Genomic DNA, 15470 nt, shown 5'->3' with positions numbered 1-15470 from the left:
CCATCGGTCGGGCCGACCGCGCGGTCCGCGCGATCGGCCCACCATGCCGCACCCCACCCCCAGGGCGCCAAATTTCAACTGGCCCGGGGGCTCACTCCTCGACGTAGTGGACGGTCTGCATCATGCCGAGGTCCTCGTGGTGGAGCTGGTGGCAGTGGGCGACGGCGTGGCCGGTGAAGTCGGCGTATCTGACCAGGAAGGTGACGGACGCTCCGGGGGTGCCGCCGGCCAGGCCGACGGTGTCGTGCCAGACCGGGGGGTCGAGGCGTTCGCCGTTGCGGTGGGTGACGAGGAACTGGTTGGTGTGCAGGTGGAAGGGGTGGCCGTGGGACGGCAGGGTCTCGTCGGTGCGGACGGTCCAGCGTTCGATGTCGCCCAGGCGCAGGGTGTGGTTGACGTAGTCGGGGTCGAAGCGGCCGTAGGCGGGGTCGCGGGTGAGGTCGCCGTCGGGGTCGTCGGGGGGCGTGGCGTTGCTGCCGAGCATGCGGTAGGCATTGGGGAACGCGCCGGGGAAGACCTGCGGGTCGACGTGGAGGACCACCTCGCGGTCGGCGTCGGGGTTGACGATGTCCCTCTCGTCGAGGAACGGCCGGCCGGGCGGCAGTGAGTCCGGCAGGTCCATCGGCGGTTCGACGGGCTCGTCCGCGACCTCGATCGTCATCAGCGGGTCGGGCACTCCCTCGGCCCGCAGCTCGTACCGGCCGGGCCGGCCGCCCCGGACCAGGACGTCGGCGCGGTTGCCCATCGCCAGGTTCACCTGCGGCAGGGCGACGGGCCTGGCGAAGCTGATGCCGTCCTGCGCGATCTGGTGCATCGTCAGGTCCTCGCACTCCCCGGCGATCCGCAGGCGCAGGGCGGTGAAGGCGGTCGCGGCGACCAGCCGCCAGCGCTGGACCTCGCCCGGGCGCAGGGTGAGGGTGGGGTTGACCGTGCCGTTGACGGCGAAGGTGGACGGGACGTCGTTCACCCAGCCGCCCGAGGTGAAGGCGGGGACTTCGCCGTCCTCGAACTTGAGCTCGTTGATGCAGACGACGATGTCGTCGGCCGCCTCGATCTCCGGCACCTCGTCGATGTCGCCCTCGACGATGATCACCCCGGCCATTCCTCCGACGATCTGTTCGGCGGTGGATCCGTGCAGGTGGGGGTGGTACCAGTAGGTGCCGGCGGGGTGGTCGGCCGGGATGTGGATGGTGGTCGTGTACCGCGGCTCGGGAAGGCCGTAGGCCACTCCGGCGGCGGTGCGCGGCGCGAACTCGCGCTGGATGTTGTCGGCGTGCCCGGACGGGGAGACGTGCATCCCGTGGGTGTGCAGGTTGAAGCTGTTGGTGCGGTGCGGCGTGTTGTGGTCGCCGTGGAAGGGCCGGTTGGGCGGCAGGCCGTTGATGTGCGTCAGCCGCAGGGTGTCGCCGCCGCGCACGCGCAGGGTCGGCCCGGGGATCGTCCCGTTGTAGGTGCGGGTGGTGACCTGGCCGTAGCCCGGTACTTCGATGTCCGTGAAGCGGACGTCCAGGGTCTGTTGGACGAGCCGCGGCGCCGAGCCGGTCCCCGGGGCTGTCGCTTCCGGCTGCGGGAAGCGCGCCGGTGCCGCCGCCGTCGCGCGCTGTGCGGTCAGGATCCCGTTGGATGCCGCGGCGAGGCCGGCAACGGCTTTGAGGACCAGGCGTCGGCTGATCCAGCGATTCTCTGCCATAAACGGGCAATTTAGGTCAAACGGTCAAAATCGCTCCGACGGCGCACCGGATCGGTCAAAGGTCCCACTTTCCCGAATATCGTACGAATGTTCGAACGGGGCGTACGCTGGCAGCATGACGTACCAGCTACAGGGTTCGCTGTTCGACACCGGCGGCCCGGAGGCGGAGCCCGCGCTCGGCCCGCTCGCCGGAATCGAACGGACGGTACTGGGCCACGGGGCGTGGATCGACGTGCTGCCCGGCTGGCTGAACGGCGCCGACGCGCTGTTCGAACGGCTGGTGGACGGGGTGCCCTGGCGGGCGGAACGGCGCGAAATGTACGAACGAGTGGTGGACGTCCCCCGGCTGCTGGCCTTCTACCCCGAGGGCGCCACGCTGCCCGACCCCGTCCTGACCGAGGCCCGGGACGCGCTCGGCGCCCACTACCGGGCGGAACTCGGCGAACCGTTCGCCACCGCCGGACTCTGCCTCTACCGCGACGGCCGGGACAGCGTCGCCTGGCACGGCGACCGGATCGGCCGCGGCGACCGCGAGGACACCATGGTCGCCATCCTCTCGATCGGCCAGGCCCGCCCCCTGCTGCTGCGCCCGCTGGCCGGCGGCGGCCCGACGGTGCGCCGCTCGCTCGGCCACGGCGACCTGCTGGTGATGGGCGGCTCCTGCCAGCGCACCTGGGAACACGCCATCCCGAAGAGCGCCGGCGCGGTCGGCCCCCGGATCAGCATCCAGTTCCGCCCGCGCGGCGTCCGCTGAATCTCGGCGGGACTCGGCCGAACTCGGCCGAACTCTGGCGCGAACGGTCACCGAGGGTCGTCGCGCGGGTGTTTCTGCAGGTCAGTCAGATTCCCGGACTTGAATATTTACGAACGAGTGTTCGATGCTGGAGTCGTGCACATGTTCGAACCAGAATCGATCGACCCGTCCGGGACGGGCGCTTTCGCCCACTTTGCCCCCGCCGGGACGGCCGACCCTGCCCGGACACTCGAACGCGATCGAACGGTCGTCGTCCCGTTGCGGCCCGGCATCGCCCCCGCCCCGCCGCTGCCGACCGTCGCCGAACCCGAACTGCTGCCCGTCCTCCCCGCACTCGCCCCGCTGCTCCCCGGCGGCGGACTGCGCCCCGGCACCGCCGTCTCCGTCACCGGCGACACCGGACTGCTGCTCGCCCTCGGCGCCGGCGCCTTCGCCGAACAGACCGGCGACACCGCCTGGGCCGCCGCCGTCGGACTCCCCGAACTCGGCCTGTCCGCCGCCGCCGGCTACGGCTACGACCTGCGCCGCCTGCTGCTCGCCGACCACCCCGGCCCGCACTGGCCCGACGTGGTCGCCGCCCTCGCCGGCGCCGTCGGCCTGATCCTGCTGCGCCCCACCGGCCCGGTCGCCCCCACCCTCGCCGCCCGCCTCACCGCCGTCCTGCGCCGCACCCGCTGCGCCCTGCTGGTCGCCGGCCCCTGGCCCGGCGCCACCCAGCGCCTCAGCATCCGCACCGGCCGCTGGTTCGGCCTCGGCGACGGCCACGGCCAACTCACCGGCCGCCAGGTCGAAGCCGTCGCCGAGGGCCGCGGCACCGCCGCTCGCCCCCGCACCGCCCACCTCTGGCTCCCCGACGCCACGGGCGCCGCCCGCGCCTTCGCCCCCGCCGAACCGGCCCTCACCCGGCCCGCCCTGGAGGCGGTCTGAGATGCGCAACCCTTCGGCTCCACGCCAACGGCCTTCGCCCCGCCCGGCAACTGTGGGGTCCCCGTCGCCTGCGCCGTCGCCGTTCGGTCGCGGCGATGGCGGCCTGCGGCGCCGGCGTTTTCGTCGGATGCCGGGGGCGGACGGATTCGCCGTGGGCGGTCGGGGCGGTCGTCACGTCGAAATGCTGTCCGAGCAGGTCACCGACACCACCCCGCCGTTCCGGCTCTCCGCTGCGCACACGCGCTTCCGGCCCCGGCCCGCGGTTCCCGTCGCGGCCTCCCGCCCCGGCCGAGTTGCCCGGTTGCCCGGTTGCCCGGTTGTTCGAGTGGGTCGGCGACGGCGTTCTCGCCGTTCCGGCCTGCCGTCGCCACCGCGGCGGCCTCTCGGCTCGGGAGGTGTCCCTGAGCGTCTACCGATCCCGTCCCCCCTTCCTCCCACCGAACCTCTCCGAGTGACCAGCCATGAAGCACCCCAATCCGATTCGTAAGCCGGCGTCGTCCGTGAGCCGTGGTGGCGGCGGGCCGTTGTGGGGTACCGCCCGGGCGGGGGACGGGGGCGCGGGGTGGGGGCCGGCGGGGCAGCGGGTGCTGGTGGTGTGGTGTCCGGACTGGCCGCTGGTGGCGACCGCGCCGGTGGGTGGGGATGCGGGGGCGGTGGCGGTGGTGGAGGGCGGCCGGGTGCTGGCGTCCTCGGACGCGGCCCGGGCGGCGGGGGTCCGTCGTGGGCAGCCGTTGCGGTTGGCGCAGCGGTTCTGCCCGGAGTTGCGGCTGCGGGAGCGGGACGAGGAGGCGGAGGCGCGCCGGTTCGAGCCGGTGGTCGCGGCGGTGGAGGCGTTCACGCCGCGGGTGGAGGTGCTCCGGCCGGGGCTGTGCGCGATTCCGGTGAAGGGCCCGGCCCGGTACTTCGGCGGTGAGGAGGCGCTCACGGTCGGGATCCGGGACGCGGTCGCCACCGTCCTGGCCGAGACCCGGCCGGTCGCCGCGCCGGAGGAGCCCACCGACGAGCTGACCGAGGAGACCGAACCGGCGTGGGTGGACGAGGTGTTCGCCGAGCAGGAGGCCGCCGGACGACCCCCGCTCACCGTGATCGACGGCGGCTCCGCCGAGCCCGCCCCGCCGCACGCCCCCACCCCGCTCGCCCTGGTGGCCCCCGCCCATCCGGAACCGAAGCCGGAACCGAAGCCGGAGCCCGCGCCGACCCCCGAGCCCGAGCCGGAACCGTCGCCCGAACCCCCGCGAGGGCTGCTCGGTGTCGCCGACGGCCTGTTCGCCGCCGTGCTGGCGGCCCGCGCCGAGCTGCTGGTGCCGGCGGGGCGGACGCCGGAGTTCCTCGCGCCGTACCCGGTGTCGACGCTGGGCGAGCCGGAGCTGGCGGAACTGCTGCACCGGCTGGGCGTGGAGACGGTGGGGGCGTTCGCGGAGCTGGCGGCGGACCTGGTGGCGAACCGGTTCGGCCCGACCGGGAGCGCCGCGCACCGGCAGGCCCGCGGGCTGGACCCGCGCCCGCTGGCGCCCAAGGACCAGGGCCTGGACCTCGCGGTCGAGCAACTCTTCGATCCGCCGGAGGAGTTGGCGGAGCCCCTGGTGTTCGTCGGCCGCACCCTCGCGGAGCGCCTGCACGCCCGGCTGGCCGAGGTCGGACTGGCCTGCCAGCGGGTGGCGGTCGAGGTGTCCTGCGAGGGCGGCCGCACCGTCGCCCGGCTGTGGCAGCACGAAGGGCGGCTGACGGCGGCGGCCCTCGCCGAGCGGATCCGCTGGCAGTTGAACGCCTGGCAGTCCACCGGCACGTTCACCGACGCGGACGGCGCGTTCACCGCGCTGCGCCTCGTCCCGGACGGCCTGTTCCCGGACCAGGGACGGCAGTTGGCGCTGTGGGGCGAGGCGGTCGCGGAGGACCGGGTGGAGCGGGCGGTGGCCCGGGTGCAGTCGCTGCTGGGCTACGCGGGGCTACGGCGCGGCGCCCCCGAGGGAGGCCGGGCCCCCGGCGAGCAGCAGGCGCGACTGCCGTGGGACGAGGCCGAACTCCGCCGGAGCGACAGAGCGGACGGCCCCTGGCCGGGCCGGCTCACCGACCCGTCGCCGTCCGTGGTGCCGCCCGACCCGGTTCCGGTGCTGGTGCTGGACCGCGACGGGCAGCCCGTCGCGGTGGACGGCCGCGCCGAGGTGTCCGCCCCGCCGGACCGGGTCGAACTGCACGGCCGCACCCTCGAAGTGCTCGGCTGGACCGGCCCGTGGCCGGCCGTCGAACGCTGGTGGGACCCGCGCACCGCCCGCCGCCGGGCCAGGTTCCAGGTCGCGGTGGAGGGCGGCCGCGCCCTGCTGCTCACCGTGGAGGGCGGCCGCTGGTACGTCGAAGGAGCATACGACTGAACGAAATTGACGGACCATCAGATCGAGCGCCGAAGGGGGAGCGCCCGCACCGACCACCCCGAGACCGGAGCACCACCCGCGATGGGATTCACCAGCCACCCCTCGCTCCCCTGGACGGAGCTGCAACGCCGGATGTCCGGCGCGGCCACCGCTGTCCCGCATGCCCGCGAGGAGCCCGAACGCCCCCGGCCCGCGCCGCCGAAGGACGCCGTCCCGTGGGCCGAACTGCACGTCCACTCGGCGTTCAGCTTCCTCGACGGCGCCAGCGACCCGGAGCAACTGCTCGACGAGGCAGTCGCGTTGGGCGTCGAGACGGTGGCGATCACCGACCACGACGGGTTCTACGGCGCGGTCCGGCTGGCCGAGGCCGCCAAGGGCACCGGCGTCCGCACCGTGTTCGGCGCCGAACTCACCCTCGGCCCGGACGACCACCTGCTGGTGCTGGCCCGCGACCCGGAGGGCTACCGGCGGCTGTCCGCCGCGATCAGCGCCGCCCAACTGCGCGGCGGCGCCAAGAGCAACCCGCGCTACGCGTTCGAGGAACTCGCCGACGCCCACCACGGCCACTGGGCGGTGCTCTCCGGCTGTCGTCGCGGCCGGGTCCGGCACGCCCTGGAGACCGCCGGCGAAGAGGAAGCCGAACGCCAACTCCGTTCCCTGGAAGAGGCGTTCGGGCCGGGCAACGTGTACGTCGAACTGACCGACCACCGAATGCCCGGCGATGACCTGCGCAACGACCGCCTCGCCGCTCTCGCCGCCCGCACCGCGCTGCCGCTGATCGCCACCAACAACGTCCACCACGCCGCACCCGCGCAGGGGCGGCTCGCCCAGGCCCTGGCCGCCCTGCATGAACGCCGCACCCTGGAACAGGCCGCCCCGTACACCATGGCCGCCGGCACGGCGCACCTGCGCTCCGGCCGCGAGATGGCGAACCGGCTGCGGAGGTTCCCCGGCGTCCAGCAGGCCACCGTCGACCTCGCCCGGGCCTGCGCCTTCGACTTCTCCACCCTCGACCCGCAACTGCCCGGCTACCCCGTCCCCGACGGCCACACCGAGAGCAGCCATCTGCGCGCCCTGGTCGCCGAGGCCGGACCGCGGCGCTTCGGACCCGGCAACGACCCGGCCCGCCGCCAACTCGCCCGCGAACTCGACGTGATCGAGACCCGCGACCTCGCCGGGTACTTCCTGATCGTCCATGACATCGTCGACTTCTGCCGCCGCGAGAACATCTGGTGCCAGGGCCGCGGCTCCGCCGCCAACTCCGCCGTCTGCTACGCCCTCGGCATCACCGCCGTCGACCCCATCGCCTACGGCTTGCTGTTCGAACGATTCCTCAGCGTGGCCCGCGACGGGCCGCCCGACATCGACCTCGACATCGAGAACCGCCGCCGCGAGGAGGTCATCCAGTACGTGTACGGGCGCTACGGCCGCGCCCACGCCGCCCAGGTCGCCAACGTCATCACCTACCGGCCCCGGCTCGCGCTGCGCGACGCCGCCCGGGCGCTCGGCTACCCGTCCGAGCAGGTGGACGCCTTCACCCGGCAGGTCGAGTTCCACGGCACCGTCCAGGACGACGCCGTCATCCCCGCCGACGTCCTCGACCTCGGCAGTCAACTCCACGGCCTGCCAAGACACTTGGGCATCCACTCCGGCGGCATGGTGCTCACCCGGGAACCCGTCGGCGAGATCTGCCCCACCGAATGGGCCCGGATGCCCGGCCGCTCCGTCCTGCAATGGGACAAGGACTCCACCGCCGGCGCCGGACTCGTCAAGATCGACCTGCTCGGCCTCGGCATGCTCGCCGCCCTGCACGACGCCTGCGACCTGATCGAACAGCACTACGGCGAACGGCTCGACCTCGCCACCATCCCCCAACACGACCCCAAGGTCTACGAGATGCTCTGCCGGGCCGACACCGTCGGCGTGTTCCAGGTCGAGTCGCGTGCCCAGATGGCCACCCTGCCCCGGCTCAAGCCCAAGCACTTCTACGACCTGGTGGTCGAGGTCGCGCTCATCCGCCCCGGCCCGATCCAGGGCGGCTCCGTCCACCCCTACCTGCGCCGCCGCGACGGCGTCGAACCCGTCGACATCCCGCACCCCAGCATGGAACGCGCCCTCGCCAAGACCCTCGGTGTCCCGCTGTTCCAGGAACAGATGATGCAACTCGCCATCGACTGCGCCGGATTCACCCCCGACGAGGCCGACCGGCTCCGGCAGGCGATGGGCGCCAAACGCTCCCTGGAACGCGTCGCCGTGCTGCGCACCCGCCTGCTGGAAGGCATGGCCGAACGCGGGATCCCGGCCGAGACCGCCGAGGACGTCTACACCAAGATCGAGGCCTTCTCCAGCTACGGCTTCCCCGAGTCGCACGCGATCAGCTTCGCCTACCTGGTGTGGGCCAGCGCCTGGCTCAAGTACCACCACCCGGCGGCGTTCACCTGCGCACTGCTCGCCAACCAGCCGATGGGCTTCTACTCCCCGCTCAGCCTGATCACCGACGTCCGCCGGCACGGCGTCCGGGTACGCGCCGTGGACGTCGCGGTCAGCGACCCCGGCCCCACCCTCGAACCGCCCTTCCACCCCTCCTACCGGCACCCCCTCACCGCCGAGACCCCGCAGGCCGCGATCCGGCTCGGCCTCACCTCGGTACGCGGCCTCGGCCAGGCCCAGGCCGAGACCATCGCCGCCGGGCGCCCCTACACCGACCTGGAGGACTTCGCCCGCCGCACCGCCCTGCCCCGCACCGTCATGGAGGCCCTCGCCACCGCCGGCGCGTTCTCCTGCTTCGGCCTCGGCCGCCGCCAGGCCCTCTGGTCGGCCGGCCTGTACGCCGCCACCGACCCCGACTCACTGCCCGGCACCCTCCCCGGCGCCGACGCCCCGCCGCTGCCCGCGATGACCCCCGTCGAGGAGACCATCGCCGACCTCTGGGCCACCGGCAGCTCCGCCACCAGCCACCCCGTCCAACACCTGCGCGAAGCCCTGCACCGCTCCGGTGCCGTCACCGCCGCCCAGCTCCAGCACGTCCCACCCGGCACCCCCGTCGTCATCGGCGCCCTGGTCACCCACCGCCAACGCCCGCCCACCGCCGGCGGCGTCCTCTTCCTCAGCCTGGAGGACGAGACCGGCCTGATCAACGTCATCTGCAACCGCCCCGTCTGGGAGGCCCACCGCCGCACCGTCCTGGAACGCGCCGGCCTGCTCATCCACGGCACCATCGAACGCACCCACGGCGCGACCAACCTGATCGCCACCCGCATCTCGCCGCTGCGGCTCGGTATTTGACGAGTCGGCGGCGGTTGCCGGACGGGCCACGGAAAGCGCTTGCCAGGGCCGGTACGGTGTCTCCGATCAAGAAGGGGGACCCCATGTCCAGACGCCTCGCCACCGCTCTCGTCCTCGCCGCAGCCACCCTTGCCGCGACCGGCTGCAGCACCGATTCGAAGCAGGCCGCCGCGCCCGCCGCCGGTACCACCACGCCGGCCGCCGCCTCCGCATCCGCTTCCGAAGGTCCCGGCCCCGCCTGCAGCGCCGCACCCAGCCCCACCGAGAGCTGGATGGGCGGCTGGGAGGGCCCGCTGCCGGACGAGATCCGCTGCCTGCCGCACGTCGCCGACGGGACCTACTCCTCGATACCGGCCGAGGTGTCCAGTACCGGCCGGGCCTCGCACGCCGTGACGGTCCACGTCGCCGACGACACCACCCGGGACCAGGCCAAGGCCGTGTGCCAGCGCATCACCGAGCTCGGTTACGGCCCCGGCGGCTCGCACGACATCTCCCTGCTCGCGGTCAGCGGGGCGGGCAGCTACACCTCGATGCCCGGCAGGCCCGCCTGCCTCGAAGGGAACTGACCGGCCTCACCGCAGCGGCTTCCGCCCCTCGCCGGGCGGCCCCGCGAACGCCTGCGCGCGGGGCAGCCACGCGCGGGCGGTGTCGCCCTCGGCGGTCAGGGCGAGGTCGTCGGGGTGGCGGCGCTGGGTGACCAGCAGGCAGAAGTCCAGCGCCGGGCCGGACACCCGGTCGGTTGCGTCCTCCTCGCCCCAGTCCCACAACTCGCCGCCGGGGGAGCGGAGTTCGAACCGGATCGGGGCGGTCGGCGCGGGCAGACCGTGGGCGGCGAACGCGAAGCCGACGGTGCGGACGCCCAGATGCGCGATGTGCCGCAGACGGTCGGTCGGGGTGCGGTCCACGCCGAGCGCGTCCGCGACGTCCTGCCCGTGCGCCCAGGTCTCCATCAGCCGGGCCGTCAGCATCGACCGGGCCTTCATCGGCGGCCCGAACCACGGCAGCCGCACGTCCGCCGGTACCTCCGCGAGCACCCGGGCCACCTCGGCCCGGCCCGCGCGCCAGCGGGTCAGCAACGCGTCCGGCTCCTCGCCGACCCCCTCCGCCGCACCCCGGTCCACCGCCGCCATCCCGTCCGCGAACTCCCGCCCCAGCGCAGCCGCGAACCCCTCCGGGTCCTGTGCGGCGAGCAGCGTCCACCGGTCCGTCCACGCCAGGTGCGAGATCTGGTGCGCCACCGTCCACCCCGCCGCCGGTGTTCCCACTTCCCATCCGGCCGCCCTCAACTCCGCCACCAGGGAGTCTAGTTCCGCTCCCTCGGCCATCAGATCCGCCACCAGCCCGTCCACCCGCCACCCCTCTCGCCGTCCGATGCCCACACTCCTACCCCGCCGCCCCCCACCGCACCGGCCCCGCGCAGCGGGTGGGCTTCGGCGTCGGCAGTCGGGCACGGGCGGGGCCTGCCGGCGGCTCCTCGTTGCGGGGTCCGCGTGCAACTCGGAGCACCGGCCCCCATGCGCGTCGCCCGCGGCCCTGCGGGCGCGACGGGCTCCCGCTCCCGGCCCCGCGCAGTGGTTTGCGTCCCCGCTCCCGGCCCGGGGCAGTGGTCCGCACCCCCGCTCCCGGCCCCGCGCAGCGGCCCGCACCCCCGTTTCCGGCCCCGCGCAGTGGTTTGCGTCCCGCTCCCGCCCCCGCACAGTGGTTTGCACTCCCGCTCCCGGCCCGCACCCCCGCTCCCGGCCCCGCGCAGCGGTTTGCGCAGCGGGTTTCGTTGCCGGGCCGGTGGCCGGCGCCGTGGTCTGATGGGGGGTCGGGCTGGTGGAGCGGGAGGCTGGTCGGGTATGCGGGTGGTGGTGGTCGGGGCCAACGGGGAGATCGGTCGGTGCGTGGTGACCGAGGCGCTGGCGCGGGGGCACCGGGTGACGGCGGTGGTGCGGCGGCCGGAGGAGTACCAGGGGCTGGCGATCAGTGTGGAGCGCGGGGACGTGCTGGACCCGGCGGACGTGGCGCGGGTCGCGGCGGGAGCTGACGTACTGGTGAGCGCGGTCGGCGGCGGGGACGGCCCGGGCCGCGGCCGACTGATCGAGCCGGCCGCGCACGCGCTCGTCGCCGGTCTGCGTCAACTCGCCGACCAGGCCCCGAGGTTGCTGGTGGTCGGCAGCGCCGGCAGCCTGACCACCCCGTCCGGCACCCGCCTGTGGGACGACCCGTCCGTGACGCCGCGCCAGCTGGAGATGATGCGGGCGCACGGCCGCGCGCTGGAGTACCTGCGCACCGTCAGCGACCTGGACTGGACGGTGCTCAGCCCGCCCCAGAGCCTGCTGCCGGGCGAGCGCACCGGCGTCTACCGCACCGCCACCGACGACCTGGTCGCCACCCCGGACGGCCTGTCCACCATCTCCCTCGCGGACCTCGCGACCGCCCTGGTGGACGAACTGGAATCGCCCCGGCACCACGGCGAACGCTTCACCTGCGGCTACTGAGGGCCGGGCAGCAGCGGGGCGGAGCCGACACAGGGGCTGGGCCGCGGCCCGAATTCGTCCGCCGCCGTCCGCTCCGCCGCCACCTGGACCACCAGTCCGACCGCGGCCAGCGGCATCACCAGCCACAGCATCGGATGCCCGCGACTCGGGCGCGGACCCCGTCGGCGCGTGACCACGACCAGCTGGACCAAGCCCCAGCTGGTCCCCACCGCGCTCAGCACCAGCCCCACCACGGCGAGCACCATCACGTACTGCGGCACCCCCGGCCCGTCCAGACAACGCCGGGCCAGGTCCGTCACCTCGGCGTCGGCAGGGAACACCACCGCAGTGCACGCCCAACCGACGACCACGGCCACCAGAACGTAACGGGCCCGGAACCACCACGCCCGGTCATCGATCACGCTGAACCCCCTCCGGCGGGTCATCCTGCCAGAGGGCCGGAGGGGGCGGCGGGCGGTCAGCCGAGTTGGATCGAGCGCTTGGCGAGGCCCATCCAGAAGCCGTCGATGACGCTGCGCTGGTCGCCGAGGTCGGCCTCGCCTGCGCCGAGGGTGACGAATAGGGGGGCGAAGTGTTCGGTGCGGGGGTGGGCGAGGCGTCCGGCGGGGGCCTTGTGTTCGAAGTCGAGGAGGGCGTCGAGGTCGCGGGCCTCGAGGGCGCGGCGGCCCCAGTCGTCGAACTCGGCCATCACGGAGCTGATCCGGCCGTCGGGGGAGAGGGCGCGCAGGTTGTGGGTGAAGAAGCCGGAGCCGACGATCAGGACGCCCTCGTCGCGCAGCGGGGCGAGCTTGCGGCCGATCGCCAGCAGTTCCTGCGGGTCGAGGGTGGGCAGCGAGATCTGCAGGACGGGGATGTCGGCGCCGGGGTACATCTCGACCAGCGGGACGTACGCGCCGTGGTCGAGGCCGCGGTCCGGCACGTCCTGCACGGGGGTGCCGGCGGTGCGCAGCAACTTGCGGACGGAGTCGGCGAGTTGGGGTGCGCCGGGGGCGGCGTACCGCACCTGGTAGTAGTGCTCGGGGAAGCCCCAGAAGTCGTACACCAGGGGGATGGTCCGCACCGCGCCGATCGCCAGCGGTGCCTCCTCCCAGTGCGCGGAGACCATCAGGATCGCCTTGGGGCGGGGCAGGTCGGCGGACCAGGCGGCGAGCTGGCCGGGCCAGATCGGGTCGTCGGCGAGCGGGGGCGCGCCGTGCGAGAGGTAGAGAGCGGGCATGCGCTCGGGGGTGGCGGTGCTCATGGGTCCGTCCTCCTGGCTTGGACGCCTCGTGTGGTTCAAATTTGAACCGAACGCTTTCGACGGTACACCTGAGTTCAAATTTGAACAACCGGAGTAGGATGCGGGACATGGACGAACCCCGCTGGCTCGACGAGACCGAGATGGCCGCCTGGCGCGGATTCGTCGAGGCCACCAACCTGGTCGCCCGCCGACTGGAGCGCCAGCTCAAGGAGGACGCGGGGCTGTCGCACACCCAGTACGAGATCCTGGTGCAGCTGTCCGCCGTGCCCGGCGGCTCGCTGCGGATGACCGACCTGGCCGACCGGCTGGTCACCTCCAAGAGCGGCCTGACCTACCAGGTGACCCAGCTGGAGAAGGCCGGACTGGTCGGCCGCCGCTCCTGCGCCAGCGACGTGCGCGGCGTGTTCGCCGAACTCACCGAGCAGGGCCGGCAGGCGCTGCGGGCCGCCGCCCCGGGGCATCTCGCCGCCGTCCGCGAAACGCTGATCGACGTGCTCACCCCGGAGCAGCTGGCCGCGCTGGCCGACAGTCTCGGCACCGTCGCCGACCGCCTGCGCGCCGCCGACGCCTGATCGATCGGTCAGATGGTCGCGGCGCGCACGCAGAGCACGTCCGGCAGGTGCGAGGTGAGCAGCGACCAGCTCTCGCCGCCGTCCGCCGAGCCGTACACCTCGCCGTTGCGGTTGCCGAAGTAGACGCCCGCCGGGTCGGCGTCGTCGGTGCACAGGGCGTCGCGCAGGACGACGCCGTAGTGGTTCTCGTGCGGCAGGCCGGTCTCCAGCGGCTGCCAGGTCTCGCCCGCGTCGGTGGTGCGGAAGACCCGGCAGCGGCGTTCCACCGGCAGGCGGGCGTAGTCGGCGTCCAGCGGGAACAGGTACGCGGTGCCCGAGGTGTGCGGGTGGGCGGCGACGCCGAAGCCGAAGTCTGCGGGCAGGTCTCCGGAGATCGACTCCCAGGTCCGGCCGGTGTCGTCGCTGCGGTACACCCCGCCGTGGTTCTGCAGGTACAGCCGGTCGGGATCGGCCGCGTCCCGGGCCATCTTGTGGACGCACTGGCCGTACTCGGGGAAGCGGTCGGGCAGGAAGTCGGCCCGGATCCCGGTGTTGGACGGCTCCCAGCTGCGCCCGCCGTCGGTGGTGCGGTAGACGCCGCCGGAGGAGACCGCCACCGTCAGGACGTCCGCGTCGCGCGGGTCGGTGACCACGGTGTGCATGCCCTGGCCGCCGAAACCGGCGCCCCAGTGCTCGCGCTGCGGGTGGTCCCACAGGGCGTCCACCAGGGAGAACGACTCGCCGCCGTCGGTGGAGCGGAACAGCGCGGCCGGCTCGGTGCCCGCGTACACCACGCCCGGCGCCTCCTCGCCGGCCGGCTGCAACTGCCAGACCCGCTCCAGCGAGGCGCCCGTCCGCTCCGGGAAACGCACCGCCGGCTTCGACGGCTCCTGCCAGCTCGCGCCGAGGTCGTCCGACCACCAGACCGACGGGCCCCAGTGGCTGCTGTCCGCTCCGACCAGCAGTCGGGTGCGCCCGCCCCGGCGGTCGATGCCCACCGAGTAGATCGCGTTCATCTGGAAGTGCGGGCCACTGAACTCCCACTTCTCGCGGCCCGAACTGCGGCCCAGGAAAAGGCCCTTCTGCGTGCCGACGGCCAGCAGGACTTCCCGTACGTCGCTCATCGTGAACCATCCGGAACTCGGTTGTGCGCGGTCCCGCAGCAGTCTCCTCCGGGGGTCCGACAGTCGCACGGCAGCGCGCCGCGACCGCCGGGCGGGCGCGGCGGAATGCACGGGCGGCCGGAATGGTTTATGATTCAACAACACCCCGATGAAGGAGGACCCGATGGCATCCACGATCGACCTGCGCCGCGCCGACCAGCGCTTCCACACCCGCGCCGGCTGGCTGGACTCCAAGCACTCCTTCTCGTTCTCGCGCCACTGGGACCCGGCCAACACCCACTTCGGCCTGCTGCTGGTCTCCAACGACGACATCGTCGCCCCCGGCACCGGGTTCGAGACCCACCCGCACCGGGACATGGAGATCATCACCTGGGTGCTCGACGGCGGCCTGGTCCACCAGGACTCCGAAGGCCACAACGGCGTCATCTACCCGGGCCTCGCCCAGCGGATGAGCGCCGGCACCGGCATCCTGCACAGCGAGAAGAACGACTCCTGGACCATCACCGGCGAGCCGCAGCACCAGGACCCGGTCCGCTTCATCCAGATGTGGACCATCCCGGACGCCGCGGGCATCGACCCCGGCTACGAGCAGCTCGACATCAACGACCAACTCGTCCAGGGCGGTTGGACCACCCTCGCGTCCGGCATGAGCAAGCACTCCAACCAGCGGGCGATCGGCATCCGCCAGAAGCACGCCGCGCTGCACGTCGCACGCATCCGCCCGAACGAGACGCTGGAACTCGCCACCGCCCCGTTCGTCCACCTCTACGTGGCGCGCGGCGAGGCCGCCGTCGAAGGCGCCGGACTGCTGCACGAGGGCGACGCCCTGCGCATCACCGGCGCCGAGGGCCAGCGGGTCACCGCCGGGCCGGACGGGGCCGAGCTGCTCCAGTGGGAGATGAACGCCACTCTCAACTGAGGCCACCCGCAAGGCCCGTCGAGCGCTTTCGAGGGTGGTTTCTAGCGATCGTTGCAACACGTGGTCGGTTGTCTAGGCCACGAGGAGTTTAGTCAGACGCTCGGCTGGGGTTTCCCAGCCGAGCGTTT

General features: G+C 73.5%; 13 protein-coding genes. 8 read left to right on the top strand and 5 right to left on the bottom strand.

Annotated elements, in window-relative coordinates; genetic code table 11:
* Window positions 1-91: 91 nt before the first annotated feature.
* Complete coding sequence (locus ACFYST_RS18510) at window positions 92-1690, bottom strand: multicopper oxidase family protein (RefSeq protein WP_387863600.1); 1599 nt, start codon at window positions 1688-1690, stop codon at window positions 92-94.
* A gap of 115 nt (window positions 1691-1805) precedes the next feature.
* On the opposite strand from ACFYST_RS18510, the gene ACFYST_RS18505 reads away from it, so the two are divergent.
* The 5 genes from ACFYST_RS18505 to ACFYST_RS18485 all read left to right on the top strand — a co-directional run bounded on the left by ACFYST_RS18505 (window position 1806) and on the right by ACFYST_RS18485 (window position 9591).
* Window positions 1806-2444, top strand: a complete 639-nt coding sequence (locus tag ACFYST_RS18505; protein ID WP_387863598.1) for an alpha-ketoglutarate-dependent dioxygenase AlkB — start codon at window positions 1806-1808, stop codon at window positions 2442-2444.
* Between the two features lie 141 nt (window positions 2445-2585).
* A complete protein-coding gene (locus ACFYST_RS18500; RefSeq protein ID WP_387863596.1) occupies window positions 2586-3371 on the top strand; it encodes a hypothetical protein in 786 nt (261 codons plus the stop codon).
* Between the two features lie 584 nt (window positions 3372-3955).
* On the top strand, window positions 3956-5740 hold the full coding sequence (locus ACFYST_RS18495) for a hypothetical protein (RefSeq protein ID WP_387863593.1): 1785 nt from the start codon (window positions 3956-3958) through the stop codon (window positions 5738-5740).
* 81 nt (window positions 5741-5821) lie between these two features.
* Window positions 5822-9025 (top strand): error-prone DNA polymerase, encoded by a 3204-nt coding sequence (locus ACFYST_RS18490; protein ID WP_387863590.1) that lies wholly within the window; start codon window positions 5822-5824, stop codon window positions 9023-9025.
* Between the two features lie 83 nt (window positions 9026-9108).
* On the top strand, window positions 9109-9591 hold the full coding sequence (locus ACFYST_RS18485) for a hypothetical protein (RefSeq protein ID WP_387863587.1): 483 nt from the start codon (window positions 9109-9111) through the stop codon (window positions 9589-9591).
* A gap of 6 nt (window positions 9592-9597) precedes the next feature.
* Here ACFYST_RS18485 and ACFYST_RS18480 read toward each other — a convergent pair whose 3' ends face one another.
* Window positions 9598-10374 (bottom strand): TIGR03084 family metal-binding protein, encoded by a 777-nt coding sequence (locus ACFYST_RS18480; protein WP_387863584.1) that lies wholly within the window; start codon window positions 10372-10374, stop codon window positions 9598-9600.
* Window positions 10375-10866: 492 nt separating this feature from the next.
* Between ACFYST_RS18480 and ACFYST_RS18475 the strand changes: the two genes are divergently transcribed.
* On the top strand, window positions 10867-11508 hold the full coding sequence (locus ACFYST_RS18475; RefSeq protein WP_387863582.1) for an NAD(P)-dependent oxidoreductase: 642 nt from the start codon (window positions 10867-10869) through the stop codon (window positions 11506-11508).
* On the opposite strand, the gene ACFYST_RS18470 is transcribed toward ACFYST_RS18475, so the two are convergent.
* Window positions 11502-11909, bottom strand: a complete 408-nt coding sequence (locus tag ACFYST_RS18470) for a hypothetical protein (RefSeq protein WP_387645340.1) — start codon at window positions 11907-11909, stop codon at window positions 11502-11504. The two genes, ACFYST_RS18475 and ACFYST_RS18470, sit on opposite strands and share 7 nt — an antisense overlap.
* A gap of 56 nt (window positions 11910-11965) precedes the next feature.
* Complete coding sequence (locus tag ACFYST_RS18465) at window positions 11966-12748, bottom strand: dioxygenase (protein WP_387863579.1); 783 nt, start codon at window positions 12746-12748, stop codon at window positions 11966-11968.
* Between the two features lie 107 nt (window positions 12749-12855).
* Here ACFYST_RS18465 and ACFYST_RS18460 point away from each other — a divergent pair, with 107 nt between their 5' ends.
* Window positions 12856-13320 carry a MarR family winged helix-turn-helix transcriptional regulator gene (locus tag ACFYST_RS18460; RefSeq protein WP_387863576.1) on the top strand — a complete coding sequence of 155 codons (465 nt, stop codon included), beginning with the start codon at window positions 12856-12858 and terminating at the stop codon, window positions 13318-13320.
* Between the two features lie 8 nt (window positions 13321-13328).
* Here the strand turns inward: ACFYST_RS18460 and ACFYST_RS18455 are convergent, their stop codons facing one another.
* Window positions 13329-14423 carry a WD40/YVTN/BNR-like repeat-containing protein gene (locus ACFYST_RS18455; RefSeq protein ID WP_387863575.1) on the bottom strand — a complete coding sequence of 365 codons (1095 nt, stop codon included), beginning with the start codon at window positions 14421-14423 and terminating at the stop codon, window positions 13329-13331.
* Window positions 14424-14586: 163 nt separating this feature from the next.
* Here ACFYST_RS18455 and ACFYST_RS18450 point away from each other — a divergent pair, with 163 nt between their 5' ends.
* Window positions 14587-15342, top strand: coding sequence for a pirin family protein (locus ACFYST_RS18450; protein WP_387863573.1), 756 nt, complete (start codon window positions 14587-14589; stop codon window positions 15340-15342).
* The last annotated feature ends 128 nt before the right edge of the window (window positions 15343-15470 follow it).

Origin of the sequence: Kitasatospora sp. NPDC004614 (assembly GCF_042873675.1) — a bacterium.
Classification (GTDB): Bacteria; Actinomycetota; Actinomycetes; order Streptomycetales; family Streptomycetaceae; genus Kitasatospora.
Note: the sequence above shows the minus strand (reverse complement) of the source record. Positions and strands in the feature narration are given on the sequence as shown.

Coding starts and splice junctions, on each gene's coding strand:
- ACFYST_RS18490 (WP_387863590.1), top strand. CDS start 5,822: ATGGGATTCACCAGCCACCCCTCGCTCCCCTGGACGGAGCTGCAACGC.
- ACFYST_RS18465 (WP_387863579.1), bottom strand. CDS start 12,748: ATGAGCACCGCCACCCCCGAGCGCATGCCCGCTCTCTACCTCTCGCAC.
- ACFYST_RS18455 (WP_387863575.1), bottom strand. CDS start 14,423: ATGAGCGACGTACGGGAAGTCCTGCTGGCCGTCGGCACGCAGAAGGGC.
- ACFYST_RS18510 (WP_387863600.1), bottom strand. CDS start 1,690: ATGGCAGAGAATCGCTGGATCAGCCGACGCCTGGTCCTCAAAGCCGTT.
- ACFYST_RS18500 (WP_387863596.1), top strand. CDS start 2,586: ATGTTCGAACCAGAATCGATCGACCCGTCCGGGACGGGCGCTTTCGCC.
- ACFYST_RS18450 (WP_387863573.1), top strand. CDS start 14,587: ATGGCATCCACGATCGACCTGCGCCGCGCCGACCAGCGCTTCCACACC.
- ACFYST_RS18485 (WP_387863587.1), top strand. CDS start 9,109: ATGTCCAGACGCCTCGCCACCGCTCTCGTCCTCGCCGCAGCCACCCTT.
- ACFYST_RS18460 (WP_387863576.1), top strand. CDS start 12,856: ATGGACGAACCCCGCTGGCTCGACGAGACCGAGATGGCCGCCTGGCGC.
- ACFYST_RS18505 (WP_387863598.1), top strand. CDS start 1,806: ATGACGTACCAGCTACAGGGTTCGCTGTTCGACACCGGCGGCCCGGAG.
- ACFYST_RS18475 (WP_387863582.1), top strand. CDS start 10,867: ATGCGGGTGGTGGTGGTCGGGGCCAACGGGGAGATCGGTCGGTGCGTG.